Here is a 16,559-nt window from a genome sequence, read left to right on the forward strand (position 1 = left end):
TTTTAAACGCCGGGAAGCCCGACCATATCCTGCTTTACCTCATCCAGAAGACGGGCGGCCTCGCTTCCTTGAATCTTCTGGATATCGTCCTGGTACTTCAAAAGAACGCCAAGCGTGCTATCGATCGTTTCCGGGTCCAGAGCGACTTTATCGAGTTGGGTTAAAGCATCGGCCCAATCAATGGTTTCGGCCACTCCGGGGAGTTTGAAAAGGTCATTTCCATGCCGTAAGCGCTGGATGAAGGCTACGATCTGGCGAGACAGGGCGTCCGCCGCCCCGGGCGCCTTGATCTTGAGGATTTCAAGCTCCCGCGCCGCGTTGGGATAATCGACCCAATGATAGAGGCAACGGCGCTTCAGGGCGTCGTGAATCTCCCGGGTGCGATTAGAGGTGATGATGGTGATCGGCGCTTCCGCCGCCTTTATAGTGCCGAGTTCAGGAATGCTGACCTGAAAATCGGACAGCAGTTCCAGCAGGAAAGCCTCGAACGGCTCATCCGTGCGGTCCAATTCGTCGATCAACAGAACCGGCGCGCCGCCGATGCCGGGCCGCAGAGCCTGGAGCAGGGGGCGCTCGATGAGAAAGCGTTTGGAGAAGATGTCGCTCTCCAAACGTTCGCGATCCCGATCGCCCGCCGCTTCGGCCAGCCGAATCTCCATCATCTGGCGCGCATAGTTCCACTCATAAACCGCAGAGTTTACATCCAACCCCTCATAGCACTGCAGTCGGATTAAAGGCCGTCCCAGGGCGTTCGCTAAAACCTTGGCAATCTCGGTCTTGCCGACCCCGGCTTCGCCCTCCAGGAAAAGTGGGCGGCCGAGCTTTATTGCCAGAAATAGAACGGTGGCTAGACTGCGCTCGCCGATGTATTGCCCGCGTTTTAGCAGTTCCAATGTCTCATCGACATTCGCGGGTAAGGCGCAGTGCGCCGCAGAATCATCCGCCATACTTTCCTCTCGAAGGACCAATGTTGCCTATGAGAAGGAGACTATAGGGGCAAGGGTACGCCTGACAACGCGCCGGACCACCGCAGTGTGCGAATTATTTTTGGACCCAGCTTCCATCGGCGCGCTGGAACCACGTGCCGGCGGGCGCTTTTTGAAGAATTTGTGCGGCATAGACCTTACCGACTTCCTCGGCGGTGACGCCCTGTTGTGCGGCTCGACTAGCGTAAATTTCCTTGCGCTGAGCGTTGACTTGAGCGGCGACGCTATTGGCTGAGGCGTTGCCTGAATCGCGCACTACGAGCAATCCGTCAAAGCGTTCGCCGACAGCGCCTGATTTACGCAAATCGTCAAGCTGGTCGGCCTTAGCTTTCTTGAAGGTATAGGTCAGACCCAAAGTGCTGGCCGCGATAGCCAAGCCGCCGAACAGCAAGAACTTGCGTCGTGAGGTGAATGTGCCGTTTCGCATGGTTTCCTCGCCGCCTTAAAAGATTCCCGGATTGCTCTGAATATCTTCGCGCGCTTGCTCTTCGAGCTTCACGCGGACTTCAGCATCCAGTTTGACATTCAAATTGATGGTGATGGGTTCCTTTGGAGCCTCGACCTTGACGGTCGGCGTGCAGGCCGAAAGGAATAATAAAGCTGCCAGCACCGACCCGGCCGCCACGAGCCCGTTCATCGCCGGTATCTTGCTCTCTTGCGCCACTATCGCGTCGCTGGGCTTCGCAGCAAATTTTTGCATCCGCACCGTCATCCATCCCCTGGCGTCTTAGGCCAGTTTTCCTGTGCCCGCTTCATCCACATATGCTGTCATTCTATTGTTACGGTGGCGAGAGGGAATATCTCCCCGAACGTTTCAATAAAAGTTCACCAATCGACGTGCCCTGCCGCAAAGCAGCCAACAAAGACGTTGGATCCGTCGTAAGGTTAAAATTAAGCCTGAAGGGATAACCATCTAGAACATTTGGATTTCTTCCCTCTAGCCCTATAGAGAAAACCAACTCTTTATCGTTTGGCTTATCAAGATGGAGTTGGAGGTCGTTGTATTGAAAATCCTCCAGCGCATCGAGCATCAGAGTGACGCTTTCGCCCCCGCCCGACAAGGCTTGTCGAGTCGCTTCGTTGTTGTAGCGGATCGTGCCAACTTGCGTGTCGTCCAGGTTGGCGTTTGCAATGGTCACGGTGCCGCTGGTAAAGGCCAGTGGAACCTGGCCCGCGAGGATACCGGTAACTTGCAGCCCTTCGACATCAATGAGTTCGGCAAGTGCGCTCAGGTCCAGGCGGGTGAAACTCAAGGAAGCGCGGCCGTCTCCGCTTGCGAGGGAGTAGGCGCCATCGGTCAAGAGCAGGGGGCCGAGAAGACTTTGTGCTCTGGCTTCCTTGATGAGCAGCGTCGGCTCGCTGGTTTCGGCCGCCGGTTCGATGGAGAAAATCAAACGTACATCTGTGAGGGGCAAGCCGGGATCGAAGCGCGACAGTGTGACCTCCTGATCGCCTTCAGTCGCGATTTTGATCATATCTCGGAACGACAGGGTGCCGTTTAGTCCCTTCAGCGGCATATCGGCGTAACGTAGCGCCAGATCGGTGATGGTTGCCGCCCCTTTGCCTTTCAGGTTCCTGCCATCCCAACCAAGTGATCCTGTCAAAGCCACAGTTCCCTCAACCTCTCGAAGAGAGGTGAGCAGGGGACTAATTGCGAGAGGTTGTAAACCGCCCCTTTCGAAAACCACGGCTGTGGTGGGCAAGCTGAGAGAAAGGTGAGAATAATCGCCAGCAAGAGATCCCAGAAACCCCAATTTTACCAGACGGTCCGCGAAATACACTTCGCCGGAAACGTCCGTTTTGTCACTGCGCCGCGGCTTAAACGCGACATTCAGCCTTGCGGGCCCAGCCAGGATCGGATGCGTAACGGCGTCGGCGGTCAACCGCGCATCGCCCTTGCCAACGGCCAGTCGCGGTAGAGCTTCCAGATCAAGTGCACCGGCAAATTGTAGGCCGTTAATTTTCAGTTCCTGGTCAGGGACCTGAAGCCCCCCGATTTTAACTTCTGAAAGCAATGCACCTTCGGACATGGATAGCTTCATCGTTAGGTTGCTTGCCTGCGTCGCGGGAACGTTTCCGGAGAGGCGCACCGCGGGTGCTTGTACGTCCAGGGTGAGGTCCTTGATGCTTCCTTCTTTAACCGACAGTTTCAAATCATTGATGTTCAACGGTTTTTCTAAGGTAATTCGTTTGCCGGCAAGGGTGATGGGCGCACTGCTCGTCAGACTTCCAGGCTCTCTGCTCCGAAGAAGGATCGTTTCATTCTGAAACTTGACATGGAGTGGTAAAGCACCGTGCAAATCTTCGCCAATGAGACCTATCGAGCCATTGAGTGCTGTTTCGCCTAACGCATGACTGGCGGCACCATTGTATGTAATCGTGTGCAGTGGGATTGGCAGGCCTTTCAAACCAGACAGGCCAACCTCCAAGGCGTTACTTTCCAGACTGAGAGGGCGCCAGCCCGGCCCCAGTTTTCCCTGAACGCGGCCACGGATCGTGACCTGTCGGCCCGCTGCGTCACTTAGGGCCAAATCGCTTATGACCTCGAACGGGTTTTCGCCTGTGAGGTTTGGCGTGATCTTGACGCTCAATGGGCCCGAGAGGGTTAAGGGCTCCAAAGGCATTGCGAGGTTACTCTGCGCGAACGGTATACTTATTTCTCTTTCAATATAGTCAGTTATGGATGTTACAGAAAGTGATGTATCAGGTAAAAAATCCAAGGAAAGGAGCGTCCGGTCTGCGGACAGTATTACGTCGGTATAGCCGGAAACTCGGGCGAGTTCCGTTATCGCAAGATTCTTAAATGTTCCGGTAAAACGAAGATGAGGCTCCAGGTTTCTATAGGCCGCGAGGAGATCGCTGTCGGGCTGGGCCTCAGTCGGATCAACCGGTAGCAATCCATCGGCAGCAAATGTGCCCTTCAGTTCCATTTCCCGGCCGAGATAGGAAGCAAGCAACGATTGGATCGCGCTGCCCGCCGTGCTTTCCAGTGAACCGGCAAGACTGAAGCGTGGAACGTCGGACAACGCCTTGATTGTGCCGGCCAGTGTCAGCCGAGACAGTCCGTTTCCTTCGTTGGTGTCGGTGTTGAAGCTGATTTGCTCTCGATCGACCGCGACCGCGAGATTGTTCCGCCAGGCGCCTGGAATGCTGGCGAGGTCCCGCATTTGGCTGCTGGATTCCAAATCCAAGGTAAGGCCACTTTCGACCATCAATGTTTGCCAAGTGCCAGGGCTCTGCGGGATTGGCAGACCCCATGGAACGCGTTGGAGATGAGCTGTTCCCTTTAGTGACAGACGCCTCAATTGGAAAGGAAGCAAGCTGGATACGAAACTGGTTACTGCTTCACCCTCGTCAAAGTTGAGGTCGCTTTCCAGGATGATAGGTTGCTCCGCATCGAACTCAGGGGCGCGTAATCTGATGGTCCCGGCGGTTTCTGGAGGACCGAGCGTTAGCGACGCGTTGAATCCTAGGTCCGGACTTGTTTCGGCAGCGAATTCAACCGGTCCAAGCGCCTTTTCCTGCCAGGATAGATCCGCGCCTTTGGCATGCAGGTACGCCGCCGTGACGCGGTTACCATCCAACGTGATCTGGCTTTCGATCTCCAGCATGCCGAGATTGCTGACAGCGTTGCCTGAAAGCGAGAATGCCTGACCATCGCCGTTTCCAGATACCGTTACTGTTACAGGACCTATTGTTGTTTCTAGCGTGATACTGCCGTTGCTTATCTGGATTGGAGGAAGAAGAGGAAGGTCAGGTAGCGTTGGAAAGGCCGGGAAGTGCGATAATTCCGCCGTGGTGCCGCTGGCGTCCTTGGCATAGCGGTAGTGCACGCCCTCAAGCGCGAGGTTCTCCAGGCGGCTATCGAGCAAGCTGGCGAGGCTGAATTGGGCTTCCAAGCGCGCAAAGGACAGACCAGGAGCCGTGAGGTTGCTGATAACAAGGCGATCGAAGGTAAGTTCGCTGACCTTGAAATGATCTGCCTTTAGCCAGACTGACATAACTTCGGCGAGAAGGCGTTCAGCCAGTGTCAAACGCGCCAGCCACAGTCCGCTCAGGACCAGAGCCAGAACAGCGAAAGAACCGGTGATGATTTTCCAGCGACGCTTCATGGTAGGAAAAGCCTAACCTTCAGCGTATGGGGCAGCAAAGAAAGAACCGGGGCCACGCAGACCCCGGCTCTTCTTTACGGTGGGGCCTTGTTCAACCGGCAGCGGCGGCGACCGCCCGTGCTGCGATAACGCTTACCAAGTGAGCGCGATACTCGGCAGAGGCATGCAGGTCGCTGTTCAAATCAGCCGCCGATACAGTCAATCCCTTGAGTGCAACGGGCGAGAAGTTAGCGGCAAGTGCCGCTTCCATTTCCGTTGCGCGGAACGCACATGGGCCTGCACCGGTCACGGCGACGCGGGTTCCCACAACACCCTGGCTGACAAAAACTCCAACGATGGCATAGCGGGAGGCCGGGTTAGCGAACTTCACGTAAGCTGCTTTTTCAGGCACCGGGAACACGACGGAGCGAATAATTTCGTTTTCCTCCAGCGCCGTTTCAAACAGGCCGGTGAAGAAATCGTCGGCCGCAATTTCGCGCTTGTTGGTTCTGATCACCGCGCCGCAGCCCAGCAAACCGGCGGGATAGTCGGCAGCCGGATCGCTGTTGGCGACAGACCCGCCGATGGTGCCGCGATGGCGAACCTGAGGGTCACCGATGCCCTCCGCCAATGCCGCTAGCGCGGGCAAGCGGCTTTTCACAAGGTCATTGGCAGCAACCTCCGCGTGGGTGGTCATGGCGCCGATCACGATGGCGCCATCTTCCTCGCACACGCCTTTGATCTCGGCAATTCCGCCGAGGTCTATAAGATCGCTTGGCATGGCAAGGCGCTGCTTGAGGGTCGGGATCAATGTCATCCCACCGGCTAGAATCTTGCCATCGCCTGCACCCGCCAGGGCCTTGGCGGCCTCGTCGAGGGAGGCGGGTCGCTTATAATCGAACTGATACATCCTTCTGTCCTCCCTTACTCTGCCGCCTGGGCGCCGCGAGCCTGTGCCGCACGCCACACTTTCTCCGCCGTTGCAGGCATATCGATCTCGCAGCCCAGTGCATTCGTTATAGCGTTCATTAATGCTGCCGGAGCCGCAATGGCACCGGCCTCACCGCATCCCTTCACGCCCAACGGGTTATGGGTGCAGGCCGTCTCCGTCGTGGCGACCTTCAGTAGCGGCAGGTTGTCGGCGCGCGGCATGCAGTAATCCATGTAGGAGCCGGTCAGAAGTTGCCCCGTTTCCGGATCATAGACACAGCCTTCCAGCAGCGCCTGGCCAACGCCTTGCGCAACGCCACCATGAACCTGCCCCTCAACGATCATCGGATTTATCACCTTGCCGAAATCATCGACCGCTACCCAATCGACAATTTCGGTCACGCCGGTTTCGGGATCGATCTCAACCTCGGCGATGTGGGTTCCTGCCGGATAGGTGAAGTTGAGCGGGTCGTAAAAGGCCGTCTCGTCCAGGCCCGGCTCCACATCTTCCGGGTAGTTGTGCGGCACGTAGGCCGTAAAGGCTATCTCAGCAATGGTCTTGGACTTGTCCGTGCCAGCGACCTTGTATTGGCCGCCGTCGAACTCGACATCCTCCACACTGGCTTCCATCAAATGGGCGGCAATCTTGCGGCCTTTTTCGATGACCTTGTCGCAAGCACGGATAATAGCCGAGCCCCCGACTGCGAGTGACCGAGAGCCGTAGGTGCCCATACCCATCGGGATGGAGCCGGTATCGCCATGCACGATCTCGATGTTTTCGTAAGGTATGCCAAGCTTTTCGGCCGTAAGCTGGGCGAATGTGGTTTCGTGACCTTGCCCGTGGCTGTGCGATCCGGTGAAAACCGATACGGATCCAGTGGCGTTAAACCGCACCTGGGCGGATTCCCAAAGACCGACACCGGCCCCAAGGGAACCGACGACTGCCGAAGGTGCGATGCCGCAGGCCTCGATGTAGGCGGAAAAACCGATGCCGCGAAGCTTACCCTTGGCTGCTGATTGACGTTTGCGCTCGGCAAAGCCTTTGTAATCAATCATCTCCAGGGCCTTATCCATGGCGATTCCGTAGTTCCCGGTATCGTACGTCAAGGCAACCGGCGTGGCGTAGGGGAAGGCGTCGGGCGGAATGAAATTCCGTTTTCTTAGCTCCGCAGGGTCGATCCCTGTCTCGCGCGCAGCCACCTCGACAATCCGCTCCAGCAGATAGGTGGCTTCCGGCCGACCAGCCCCGCGATAGGCGTCCACCGGTGCGGTGTTGGTAAACACGGCCTTCACGTTGGCGTAAATCACCGGCGTGGTGTATTGCCCGGCCAAAAGCGTCGCATAAAGGTAAGTGGGAACGCAGGACGCGAAATTGGACAGGTAGGCGCCCATATTGGCGATCGTATCGACTTTGAGCGCCGTGAATTTACCGTTTGCATCAAGCGCCAGCTTTACTTCGGTCACATGATCACGTCCGTGGGCGTCCGCTAGGAAACTTTCACTGCGATCAGCGGTCCACTTGATAGGTCGCCCGACTTTCTTGGCGGCCCAGGTGCATACCGTCTCTTCGGCATAGCAGTAAATTTTGGAACCAAAACCGCCGCCGACGTCCGGCGCAATAACCCGAACCTTATGCTCTGGCAGCCCCAGCACAAAAGCGCAGAGGATTAGACGGAGCAAATGTGGGTTCTGGCTGGTCGAATGCAGGATGTAATTACCGGTACCCGGCTCGTATTCCGCGAGGGCCGAACGTGGCTCCATGGCATTGGGAATCAGCCGGTTGTTGACCAATTTCAAGGTTGCGACGTGGCTCGCGTTGCTAATGGCGTCGTCCACGGCAGCTTGGTCGCCCAACTCCCAATCGAAGCAGAGGTTGCCAGGGGCCTCGTCATGAAGTTGAGGCGCATCATTCGAGAGCGCACCAGCGGGATTAACGACAGGTGCCAAATCCTCGTAATCGACCTCCACCAGTTCGGCCGCGTCCTGGGCTTGCTGGCGGGTCTCCGCGATCACGACGGCAACGTGGTCGCCCACATAGCGGACTTTATCGCGAACCAGTGGGAAATGCGGTGGGCCTTTATGCGGATTTCCATGGCGATCTACGACCGTCCAACCGCAGGGCAGGGAGCCGACACTATCGGCTGCCATATCGGCACCGGTGAAGATTGCAACGACACCCGGTGCGGCAACGGCAGCGGTGCTGTCGATCGACTTAACGACCGCATGAGCATGGGGCGAGCGCACGAAGACGGCCCAAACCTGATCCGCTCGGTTGATGTCATCGACATATTTGCCCACACCGGTCAGAAAACGCTGATCTTCGCGACGGCGGACAGAGGAACCTATTCCTGAATCAGGCATTGTCTCACCCTCCCATCTCGTCGGCGGCGGCCTGGATGGCCTTGACGATGTTCTGATAGCCGGTGCAACGACAAATGTTGCCCTCCAGCCAATCGCGAATTTCTGTCTCGCTGGGTTTCGGGTTCTCTTGCAACAGATCCACTGCGCTCATCACCATGCCAGGTGTGCAAAAGCCGCACTGCAATCCGTGGTGTTCCCGGAAGGCTGCCTGCATGGGATGCAATTCGCCGTTCACTGCAAGCCCTTCAATCGTGGTCACTTCCGTATCGTTGGCCTGAATCGCCAGCATGCTGCAGGCTTTTACCGACTTACCGTTCACATGTACGACGCAAGAGCCGCATTGACTGGTATCACAACCGACATGTGTGCCGGTAAGGCGCAGATTTTCACGCAAAAAGCTGACCAGCAAGGTGCGGGGTTCGACCTCCGCCGACACCTGCTTGCCATTCACTTTCATGGAAACGCTGGGCATATTTTCCTCCCTTTTGCGCAGCATAGGCGGCGTCCTTGGACGTCCTGCGAAATTGTTCGGTCCGTCATTCATGCGGACAGTTCGATGGGTGAGTGTGTGTCTCCCTCGGGTCTTTGGTCAAGAACTTGCAAGCGTTAATTGAGCAGCTTGTCCAATTTGCCAATCGAATGGCGCCGGCAGCGTCATGGTTGTCGTTCAGGTGCGTCCGAACATTACGATCAATAAAATGATGATGGCGACCAATCCGGAAATCCAGACCAAAGGTGAAAGGCCCGGCTTGCGCTTAGCCTCTGCCAATGCCTCCTCGATTTCCTGCTTGTCGAGCGCCTCATCGGGATCCGCATGCAAGGGTGTGTGCGGGGCTGCATGCGAGGGGGCTTGCGTGGGTGACCCATCGTCGGATTGTCCCTGTGCATGGGCGCCTATAGCTTGCTCCAGCCCGTCTGTCGAACCACCGGAGCCGGAGGAAACGATTTGGGAAAAGGTCGCAAAGAACTCATCGGAGAGCTTCTTTGCGGTTCCATCGATCAGGCGCGAGCCGATCTGTGCAAGCTTGCCGCCGACTTTGGCATCGACCTCATAGCTCAGCAGGGTGCCATTTTCTTTAGTCGTGAGCTTTACCTTGGCGTTGCCTTTTGCGAAACCGGCGGCGCCGCCCTTACCTTCACCTGACAGGGTGTAACTTTCCGGTGGCACCAAGTCCTGAAGCACGACGTGACCACCGAAAGTTGCTGATACAGGCCCTACCTTGGCTTTGACCTTCGCGTCGAAGCCGCCGTCTTCACTCCGATCCAACGACTGGCAGCCCGGGATGGACTGGCGCAGTACTTCGGGATCATTCAGTGCGTCCCAGACTTTCTCTCGCGAGGCGGGGATAAGAACTTCGCCGGTCATCTGCATGGGTTGCTCTCCAGGTGGCCAGTGTCGTGGTGCCGCAATGATCTAGGCTAAGACGCTACCCTTATCACTGCAACCGCCAAGAGGACGGGCAAAGGCGTCAACCGCCGAGGAACAAACGCCCGACTTCCGGATTCTCCAGAAGCTCAGAACCGGTGCCTGCAAGCGCCAATTGGCCGGATACCAAAACATAACCGAGATCGGCAAATTCCAGGCCCTTCTTGGCGTTCTGCTCGACCATCACAATGGTTTTGCCTTCGACATTCTGCAGGTCGGCCAAAATCTCGAACACCATATCGATAAAGCGGGGTTCCAGCCCGATCGACGGCTCATCGACTAACAAGACTTCCGGGTTCATGATCAAGGCGCGCGAGATTTCAAGCAAACGCCGCTCGCCCCCCGATAGTGTGCCGGCACGTTGATGGCGACGATCCGCTAGTCGCGTGTACTTCTCGAACACCCTGTCGGCAGATTGCTTGGCCTCAGCCGGCCGGTTCTTGAGGTAACCACCCATCAGAAGGTTCTCTTCGACGGTCATGTCCGGGAACACAGAATTGTCCTGGAGAATATAGGCGACGCCCGCATCACGCAGTTTTTCTTTGGGGCTGAGGTTGGTGATGTCGTTACCCCCAACGAAAATCTTTCCGCTGTATATATTAGTAAACCCGAAGATCGAGTGCAGGATCGTTGATTTTCCCGCGCCATTGGGGCCGATCAAGCAGAGGGACTGTCCCTTGCCGACCACCAAGTCAAGCTCATGGAGAATCTCCATCTTGCCGTAGCCGGCACGCAACCCTTCGATCGTGACAAAGGGCTCGCCTTTACAGTAGCCCCTCAGGGTTGCAGCGTCTGGACGTTGCTCCGATAGGGCTTGAGCCTCCTTGGCAACCTGATCGACCGACATGACCGATTCGACGGTGCCGGTGCCATAGCCGCTGATCCGCTTCTTTTTTTCGCTTTCGGTTTCGCTGGCCATTAATGTGCTCCCAGGTAGGCGTCGATCACGCGCGGATCATTCTGGATTTCGTTTGGACCGCCTTCTGCCAGAAGCTGTCCATGCGCCAGGCAGTAGATACGCTTTGCAATGTTCATGATCACCCGCATGTTGTGCTCGATAACCAGCAAAGTGATGCCAAATTCCTGATTCGCCCGGAGAAGGCGATCCAACAGGCCGTTGATGAGCGTCGGGTTGATGCCGGCGGTCGGTTCATCCAACAGCAGCATCTTCGGCTCGTTCATCAAGGCCATCGCGAATTCCAGGAGTTTTTGCTGGCCGAAGGAAAGCGAGCCCGCCATCAGATGACGTTTGCTGTAGAGCCCAACAAACTCCATCAGTTCGTCACAGCGCTCCAAGTCCGCCTTGGGATGCCGCTGCAGCAGGGCAAAAATTCCCTCCTCCTTGTGAGGGACTGAGATCAACATATTTTCGACGCAAGTCATGGCGCCGTAGATTCGGGTTTGTTGGAAGGTGCGCAAAAGGCCCAAACGGGCGATCTGTGGCACCAGCATCTTGGAAATTTCCTGCCCTTCGAACTGGACGGAGCCGCTGTCGATAGGATGATAGCCGACAATCGAGTTGTAGAGTGTTGTCTTGCCTGAGCCGTTAGGCCCAATCAGACCGACGATTTCGCCTTGATTGACGTGCATCGAGATATCGCTGTTAGCGATGATGCCGCCGAAGCGTTTGGATACGCTTTCAACGTTCAGCATGGTAGTCATGATGCATTCCCCTCGCTTGCGGCTTCTTCGTCTTCAACCCGGTAGCCGAAAAGCTCAGGTTTGCGTTCACGCAACCATCCGAGAATGCCGAGCGGGAAGAAGACGACAATGATAACGATCAGCAACCCGAGGGCCACGCGCTGCCAGCCGAGAAGATAGGTCCAGAACAGCTCCTGCGTGACATGGAACACGATTGCACCGACCACCGGTCCCCAGAGCAGTCCCTTGCCGCCCAGAATCGCCATCAGCACCATCCAGACGCCGAAGGTTGCGCCCGCAAAAGCACTGTCGCGCGGATCAATGAAGCCCAACACATTTCCGGCCAATCCGCCACCAATCGCGAGGAACAGGGCGGATATGGCCCAGGCGATCGTCTTGTATCGTGTGGTTCTCAAACCCATTGCTTCGGCCTTGTCTTCATCATCGCGAATTGCGTTGATGGCCAAACCGAAGCGACCGGCATAAAGCCGCCTCAAGCTGAAGAACGTCACAACCGTCAGAAGAACCATCATGAAATAGTAGAAAACCTTCGGCTGTAAGCCGATCCCAGAGGGGAAAAGCGGTGGAACCATGCCCGAGCCGGCGCCAACCCAATCCCAGCCAGCGAAAATTTCCCCAAAAGCAATACCCAGTCCCAAGGTGCCGATAGCGAAATAATGACCGCGCAAACCAAGGAGCCCTGCGCCGATTACCACCGCGAAAACAACACCAATCAAAGCGGAGATAAACAATCCCAGAGCCAGGCCGGAGAAGTACTGCCCAGTCGTTAGGGCAAACCCAGCGGCGCCCTGCGCATCGGTATAGGTTCCGACGTCGAAAAAGAGGCCGACCTGGACCACCGCTGTAGTGTACATGCCCAAGCCAAAGAAAATGACATTGCCAAAGGAATTGTACCCCATCTGGCCGCCAACGACGTCCCAGGTCAGTGCGATCAGGATCATGACCCACAACATCGTCAACTGGGTTTGTAAGCCCGGAAAAAGGAAGGGCGCGACGACGGCGGCAATCAGTATGGCAATGAATCCGCCAATCTCCAGGCCGCTCTTTTTGCTCATGATGCCACTCATTTCAGATACTTCCTTTGCCGCCCCAGCATGAAGCTGCGGTACATCAGGATCACGACCAGCAGTAGGTAGACAAAAGCCAACTGATACTCGGCGCCGAGTACAAAGCCCGCATACTGCTCCGCCACACCAAGACCAAAGGCCGACGCGACAACACCGGCAATATTGCCGAGCCCAGCAACAACGACGATGGTGAAGGAGCGAATTGTGTACGCCAGGCCCTGGAAGGGATGGATGGTCAGGCTCATGACCACCAGAGCACCAGCGGCGCCGCAAACCGCCGCGTTGATGCCGTAGGTCGTGGCATAGACCTTATCAGTATCAATGCCCAAGATCCGCGCCGCCCGGGCGTTCTGGGCGGTCGCGCGTATCGCTTGGCCCATCCGCGATTTTCGCATGAAGACAACCAGGCAAACAGCGATCACCAGGGTCAGGACAAAGGCCAGCAACTTGATCTGCGGCACGCTCACCATCCCGTCGAAAATGAACCAGCTTTGCAGCTGTGTATCGACGGTCTGCACGTCAGCGCCAAAAACCTCGTTCATCAACTGCTGAAGCAGGATCGACATCCCGAACGTCGCCAGGAGCGAAATAAAGAGATCGCGATCAACCAGCCTGAAAATGACGAGTTTGTAGAGCAGATACCCGAGGATAAAGAGGGCAAAAGCCGCAGCCGGTATTCCAAGAAGTGGTGGAACGCCGACTTGAAATAGACTCCAGGCTACGAAGCCTCCAAGGATGACGAATTCTCCCTGGACAATGTTGATGATGTTCATCACGCCCCAGACGAGCGCCATTCCATAGGCTGCCAGGGCGAAGAGTGCGCCGATTAATACTCCGTCCAACAATAGCTGAACATTGAAGATCGGCGCTTGAATCAGGATGTCGATGTTATCCATGCGTTGAGCCTGTCTCCCAGACGTCTACCCATACCGACGGCACGCCGGCAGCGACGGTGACGATTCCATACCCGATAAGGACCGACCCCGCCTCCAGACGAAGGGAGCGGGGCCGGGTACCTATGGTCTACCGTATCGAGTGCTTATTACCGTGGATAGCGTAGCTTAGCCGAAGCCCACTTCGTGGGAGCGACCACTTGGAACTCGCCATCCTGGACTTGATAAAGCACCATGGGCTTAGCGATGTTCTTACCAGTTTCATCAAATTTGATGTTGCCGTAAAAGGTCTGGATCTCGGTTACGGCCAAGGCGTCGCGTACTGCATTCGCCTCCAGGGTGCCGGCCCGACCGATGGCATCAGCGAAGACCTGCACTGCTGCAGCGGATTCCGCTGCCTGATATGGCGGCGCGTAGCCGTAGGTGTCTTCGAACAACTTGGCGAAATCCGCCGCCGATCCGAAGAGGTTATCCGAGTAGCTGAGGCTTGGCGCCCACTGGGAAGCGCAGAGCGCACCTTCAGCCGCTGCCCCGAACTGACCGATGATGTCGGCAGCGTCACAGTGGGTCATGGCGAGCATCGGGACTTGAACGCCCATTTCGCTAAGCTGGCGGATGGCTAGTGCAGCCCCCTTGGAGTGACCGGATACAACCAATACATCAGGCTTTAGCGCCTTGACCTTGGTCAGGGTTGCCGACATGTCGTTCAATTCCGGCGGAAGCTTGTCATCAATCACGACCTTCATACCGAACTTCTCGGCATCCGCGAGCACGCCGGCGCGCACATCCTGCGAGAAGGGGTCATTTTCGAAAGCGCCCGCAATTGTTACGTCGGAAGCTTTCTTGCCTTCCTTCTCCGCGATCTCAGCCGCCAGAGCAATGGCACTGGTCAGATACTGTTCGGATGTTGAAAGCACGGCGAAAAGATACTTGTAACCCTGTGTGAAGAGGGATCGCGAAGCACCATTTGCTTCAACCATCGGGACGCCGTAGTTTTCCGTCACCGGAGCGATGGCTTTGGTGAGTCCGGAAGAGTAGGGCCCAAGCAGAAACTGAACACCGTCTTGCTGGATCAAACGTTCAGCCAGCTGTGCGCCGCGCGCGGGGGTCGATTCGTCATCGTAATAAACGATTTCAATCTTGTGGGCGACACCGCCGACCATAACGCCACCTGCGTCATTTAGTAACTTTGCCGCCAGGTCATAACCGTTCTTAGTATGGGCACCGTTTGTGGAATACTTGCCCGTCAAGGAAATCGCCGAACCAAGTCGGATCGTGTCGGCCTGAGCAGCGCCAGCGACTGCGATGCTCAATCCAGCAGCAGCAACCGTGGCCGCCGCAAACTTGCGGAAGTGCAGCATTAAAATAAACCTCCCTATAACTGCGCTTTCTTTGTTTGGCCCATCAAGCGCGCAGGATCGATGAGCTATGGCAAGAACCTAGCTGTTCAAGCTGTGGGTGGCAAGATTGTAGAAACGCAATGTATGTCGTTTTCTGTATGCTGGCTCTAGAGCCGCATGCACGAGCGAGACCGATGGCGATGCATAGCGCCTTGGTCTGGAAGTGGTGATCATGCATACTGCCGCGCCGCGTGACCCGCGGAGCACGGTCAGTGCCCGTAATGGCGGTGAGTTATGTGATTGTAGTAGGGTGGTGATAGGGAGGATTGTGTGCCTACCAGGAAAGGAATGACGGCGACCTGCCGTTTGCTCGGCCTCGCAACAGTCTTTGTGTTTATTGCGATGCTGCCTGTTCAGGCGGCGGTTGACGGGACGGCCGGCGCGCCGCATCTGGAAGGCGCCGATCTGCGGCTTTTCTGGATAGTCCCCTTTATTGGAATACTGCTGTCTATCGCAATTTTTCCTTTGGTGGCTCCCAGTTTCTGGCACCACAATTTCGGCAAGATATCGGCGTTTTGGGGCGCGGCGTTCCTGCTGCCCTTTACATTGGTGTTCGGCTGGCAACTCGCATTGTTTGAACTGCTGCATGTTGCGTTGTTAGAGTACATACCCTTCATCATTCTGCTTCTGGCGCTTTTTACCGTCGCCGGTGGCGTGCGTCTGAAAGGGCGCTTGCGCGGTACGCCGGTGGTAAATACCGGTATCCTGTTGTTGGGAACGATGATTGCGAGCTGGATGGGCACGACCGGCGCGGCAATGTTGCTGATTCGACCGATTATTCGCGCAAACGAATGGCGCCAGCATCGGGTTCATACCATCGTTTTCTTCATTTTTCTGGTTGCCAATATCGGTGGCTCGTTGACCCCTTTGGGTGATCCGCCGCTGTTCCTGGGATTTCTGAAGGGCGTGTCTTTCTTCTGGCCCACGACCCATATGTTCCTGCCAATGGTCATGCTGTCGGTTTTGTTGCTGGTGATCTACTTCCTCTTGGACAGCTATTTGTTCAATAAGGAAGAGATGAAAGAGCCCCCCCAGGAACCGGCGTCGGAGAACGCCGAGCCTGAAGAAGCGTTGGGATTGGAGGGAAGCGCTAATCTATTGCTCTTGGTCGGCGTCATCGGCGCTGTTTTGATGAGTGGCGTTTGGCGTCCTGATGTCGCGATCGATATCTATCATGTCGAAGTCGAGCTTCAGAACCTGACTCGTGATGCGCTTCTGATTGGCATCGCTGTGTTTTCCTGGCAGATGACTCCGAAGGCCAGTCGCGAAGCCAATGGCTTTTCCTGGTTCCCCATTGTTGAAGTCGCCAAGCTTTTTGCGGGCATTTTCGTGACGATTGTCCCAGCTATCGCGATCCTCAAAGCTGGCACCAACGGCGCCATGTCTGGGTTGGTGAACATGGTAAATGTTGATGGGCAACCCGTGAACAGTATGTACTTCTGGCTAACTGGAATTCTCTCCAGTTTCCTGGACAATGCGCCGACTTATCTCGTGTTTTTCAATACTGCTGGCGGCGACGCGGATATCCTTATGGGTCCGATGGCGCAGACCTTGCTGGCCATTTCAGCCGGTGCGGTTTTCATGGGGGCAAACACCTACATCGGCAACGCGCCAAACTTCATGGTGAGGTCAATCGCCGAGGAGCGGGGAATTGCGATGCCCAGCTTCTTTGGCTACATGGCCTGGTCCGGGCTGATACTGCTGCCCCTGTTCGGCTTGGTGACGCTGGTCTTCTTCCTGTAG

14 protein-coding genes are annotated in these 16,559 nt (G+C 56.4%); 1 reads left to right on the forward strand and 13 read right to left on the reverse strand.

Features of this window, described 5'->3' with window-relative positions:
* Nucleotides 1-2: 2 nt before the first annotated feature.
* From ABIE63_RS11875 to ABIE63_RS11935, 13 genes are all read right to left on the reverse strand, one after another.
* Nucleotides 3-947, reverse strand: coding sequence for a MoxR family ATPase (locus ABIE63_RS11875; protein WP_354504690.1), 945 nt, complete (start codon nucleotides 945-947; stop codon nucleotides 3-5).
* A 94-nt stretch (nucleotides 948-1,041) separates the two neighbouring features.
* Nucleotides 1,042-1,413, reverse strand: coding sequence for a YdbL family protein (locus ABIE63_RS11880; RefSeq protein ID WP_354504691.1), 372 nt, complete (start codon nucleotides 1,411-1,413; stop codon nucleotides 1,042-1,044).
* 15 nt (nucleotides 1,414-1,428) lie between these two features.
* Nucleotides 1,429-1,698 (reverse strand): YnbE family lipoprotein, encoded by a 270-nt coding sequence (locus ABIE63_RS11885; RefSeq protein WP_354504692.1) that lies wholly within the window; start codon nucleotides 1,696-1,698, stop codon nucleotides 1,429-1,431.
* A gap of 67 nt (nucleotides 1,699-1,765) precedes the next feature.
* Nucleotides 1,766-5,098, reverse strand: a complete 3,333-nt coding sequence (locus ABIE63_RS11890; protein ID WP_354504694.1) for a YdbH domain-containing protein — start codon at nucleotides 5,096-5,098, stop codon at nucleotides 1,766-1,768.
* Nucleotides 5,099-5,189: 91 nt separating this feature from the next.
* The gene (locus ABIE63_RS11895; protein WP_354504695.1) at nucleotides 5,190-5,987 is read right to left on the reverse strand and encodes a xanthine dehydrogenase family protein subunit M; all 798 of its coding nucleotides are present in this window, start codon (nucleotides 5,985-5,987) and stop codon (nucleotides 5,190-5,192) included.
* Nucleotides 5,988-6,001: 14 nt separating this feature from the next.
* The gene (locus tag ABIE63_RS11900) at nucleotides 6,002-8,368 is read right to left on the reverse strand and encodes a xanthine dehydrogenase family protein molybdopterin-binding subunit (protein WP_354504696.1); all 2,367 of its coding nucleotides are present in this window, start codon (nucleotides 8,366-8,368) and stop codon (nucleotides 6,002-6,004) included.
* A gap of 4 nt (nucleotides 8,369-8,372) precedes the next feature.
* Nucleotides 8,373-8,840 carry a (2Fe-2S)-binding protein gene (locus ABIE63_RS11905; RefSeq protein ID WP_183416304.1) on the reverse strand — a complete coding sequence of 156 codons (468 nt, stop codon included), beginning with the start codon at nucleotides 8,838-8,840 and terminating at the stop codon, nucleotides 8,373-8,375.
* Between the two features lie 195 nt (nucleotides 8,841-9,035).
* The gene (locus tag ABIE63_RS11910) at nucleotides 9,036-9,740 is read right to left on the reverse strand and encodes a carbon monoxide dehydrogenase subunit G (RefSeq protein ID WP_354504697.1); all 705 of its coding nucleotides are present in this window, start codon (nucleotides 9,738-9,740) and stop codon (nucleotides 9,036-9,038) included.
* Nucleotides 9,741-9,837: 97 nt separating this feature from the next.
* Nucleotides 9,838-10,713 (reverse strand): ABC transporter ATP-binding protein, encoded by an 876-nt coding sequence (locus tag ABIE63_RS11915; protein WP_354504698.1) that lies wholly within the window; start codon nucleotides 10,711-10,713, stop codon nucleotides 9,838-9,840.
* Nucleotides 10,713-11,456, reverse strand: a complete 744-nt coding sequence (locus tag ABIE63_RS11920; protein ID WP_183416307.1) for an ABC transporter ATP-binding protein — start codon at nucleotides 11,454-11,456, stop codon at nucleotides 10,713-10,715. Before ABIE63_RS11920 ends, ABIE63_RS11915 begins: the two co-directional genes overlap by 1 nt.
* Nucleotides 11,453-12,523: a branched-chain amino acid ABC transporter permease gene (locus ABIE63_RS11925; RefSeq protein ID WP_354504700.1), complete on the reverse strand. Its 1,071-nt coding sequence runs from the start codon at nucleotides 12,521-12,523 to the stop codon at nucleotides 11,453-11,455. The genes ABIE63_RS11920 and ABIE63_RS11925 overlap by 4 nt, the downstream gene beginning before the upstream one ends.
* The gene (locus ABIE63_RS11930) at nucleotides 12,520-13,419 is read right to left on the reverse strand and encodes a branched-chain amino acid ABC transporter permease (protein ID WP_354504701.1); all 900 of its coding nucleotides are present in this window, start codon (nucleotides 13,417-13,419) and stop codon (nucleotides 12,520-12,522) included. Before ABIE63_RS11930 ends, ABIE63_RS11925 begins: the two co-directional genes overlap by 4 nt.
* 146 nt (nucleotides 13,420-13,565) lie before the next feature.
* On the reverse strand, nucleotides 13,566-14,777 hold the full coding sequence (locus tag ABIE63_RS11935) for an amino acid ABC transporter substrate-binding protein (protein WP_354504702.1): 1,212 nt from the start codon (nucleotides 14,775-14,777) through the stop codon (nucleotides 13,566-13,568).
* Nucleotides 14,778-15,086: 309 nt separating this feature from the next.
* Here ABIE63_RS11935 and ABIE63_RS11940 point away from each other — a divergent pair, with 309 nt between their 5' ends.
* Nucleotides 15,087-16,559 carry a sodium:proton antiporter gene (locus tag ABIE63_RS11940; RefSeq protein WP_354504703.1) on the forward strand — a complete coding sequence of 491 codons (1,473 nt, stop codon included), beginning with the start codon at nucleotides 15,087-15,089 and terminating at the stop codon, nucleotides 16,557-16,559.

Origin of the sequence: Limibacillus sp. MBR-115, assembly GCF_040549425.1 — a bacterium.
Taxonomy (GTDB): domain Bacteria; phylum Pseudomonadota; class Alphaproteobacteria; order Kiloniellales; family CECT-8803; genus Limibacillus; species Limibacillus halophilus.

Excerpts from the sequence above, each read along its gene's own strand:
- ABIE63_RS11875 (WP_354504690.1), bottom strand. The coding sequence starts at position 947 with ATGGCGGATGATTCTGCGGCGCACTGCGCCTTACCCGCGAATGTCGAT.
- ABIE63_RS11880 (WP_354504691.1), bottom strand. The coding sequence starts at position 1,413 with ATGCGAAACGGCACATTCACCTCACGACGCAAGTTCTTGCTGTTCGGC.
- ABIE63_RS11885 (WP_354504692.1), bottom strand. The coding sequence starts at position 1,698 with ATGACGGTGCGGATGCAAAAATTTGCTGCGAAGCCCAGCGACGCGATA.
- ABIE63_RS11890 (WP_354504694.1), bottom strand. The coding sequence starts at position 5,098 with ATGAAGCGTCGCTGGAAAATCATCACCGGTTCTTTCGCTGTTCTGGCT.
- ABIE63_RS11895 (WP_354504695.1), bottom strand. The coding sequence starts at position 5,987 with ATGTATCAGTTCGATTATAAGCGACCCGCCTCCCTCGACGAGGCCGCC.
- ABIE63_RS11900 (WP_354504696.1), bottom strand. The coding sequence starts at position 8,368 with ATGCCTGATTCAGGAATAGGTTCCTCTGTCCGCCGTCGCGAAGATCAG.
- ABIE63_RS11905 (WP_183416304.1), bottom strand. The coding sequence starts at position 8,840 with ATGCCCAGCGTTTCCATGAAAGTGAATGGCAAGCAGGTGTCGGCGGAG.
- ABIE63_RS11910 (WP_354504697.1), bottom strand. The coding sequence starts at position 9,740 with ATGCAGATGACCGGCGAAGTTCTTATCCCCGCCTCGCGAGAGAAAGTC.
- ABIE63_RS11915 (WP_354504698.1), bottom strand. The coding sequence starts at position 10,713 with ATGGCCAGCGAAACCGAAAGCGAAAAAAAGAAGCGGATCAGCGGCTAT.
- ABIE63_RS11920 (WP_183416307.1), bottom strand. The coding sequence starts at position 11,456 with ATGACTACCATGCTGAACGTTGAAAGCGTATCCAAACGCTTCGGCGGC.
- ABIE63_RS11925 (WP_354504700.1), bottom strand. The coding sequence starts at position 12,523 with ATGAGTGGCATCATGAGCAAAAAGAGCGGCCTGGAGATTGGCGGATTC.
- ABIE63_RS11930 (WP_354504701.1), bottom strand. The coding sequence starts at position 13,419 with ATGGATAACATCGACATCCTGATTCAAGCGCCGATCTTCAATGTTCAG.
- ABIE63_RS11935 (WP_354504702.1), bottom strand. The coding sequence starts at position 14,777 with ATGCTGCACTTCCGCAAGTTTGCGGCGGCCACGGTTGCTGCTGCTGGA.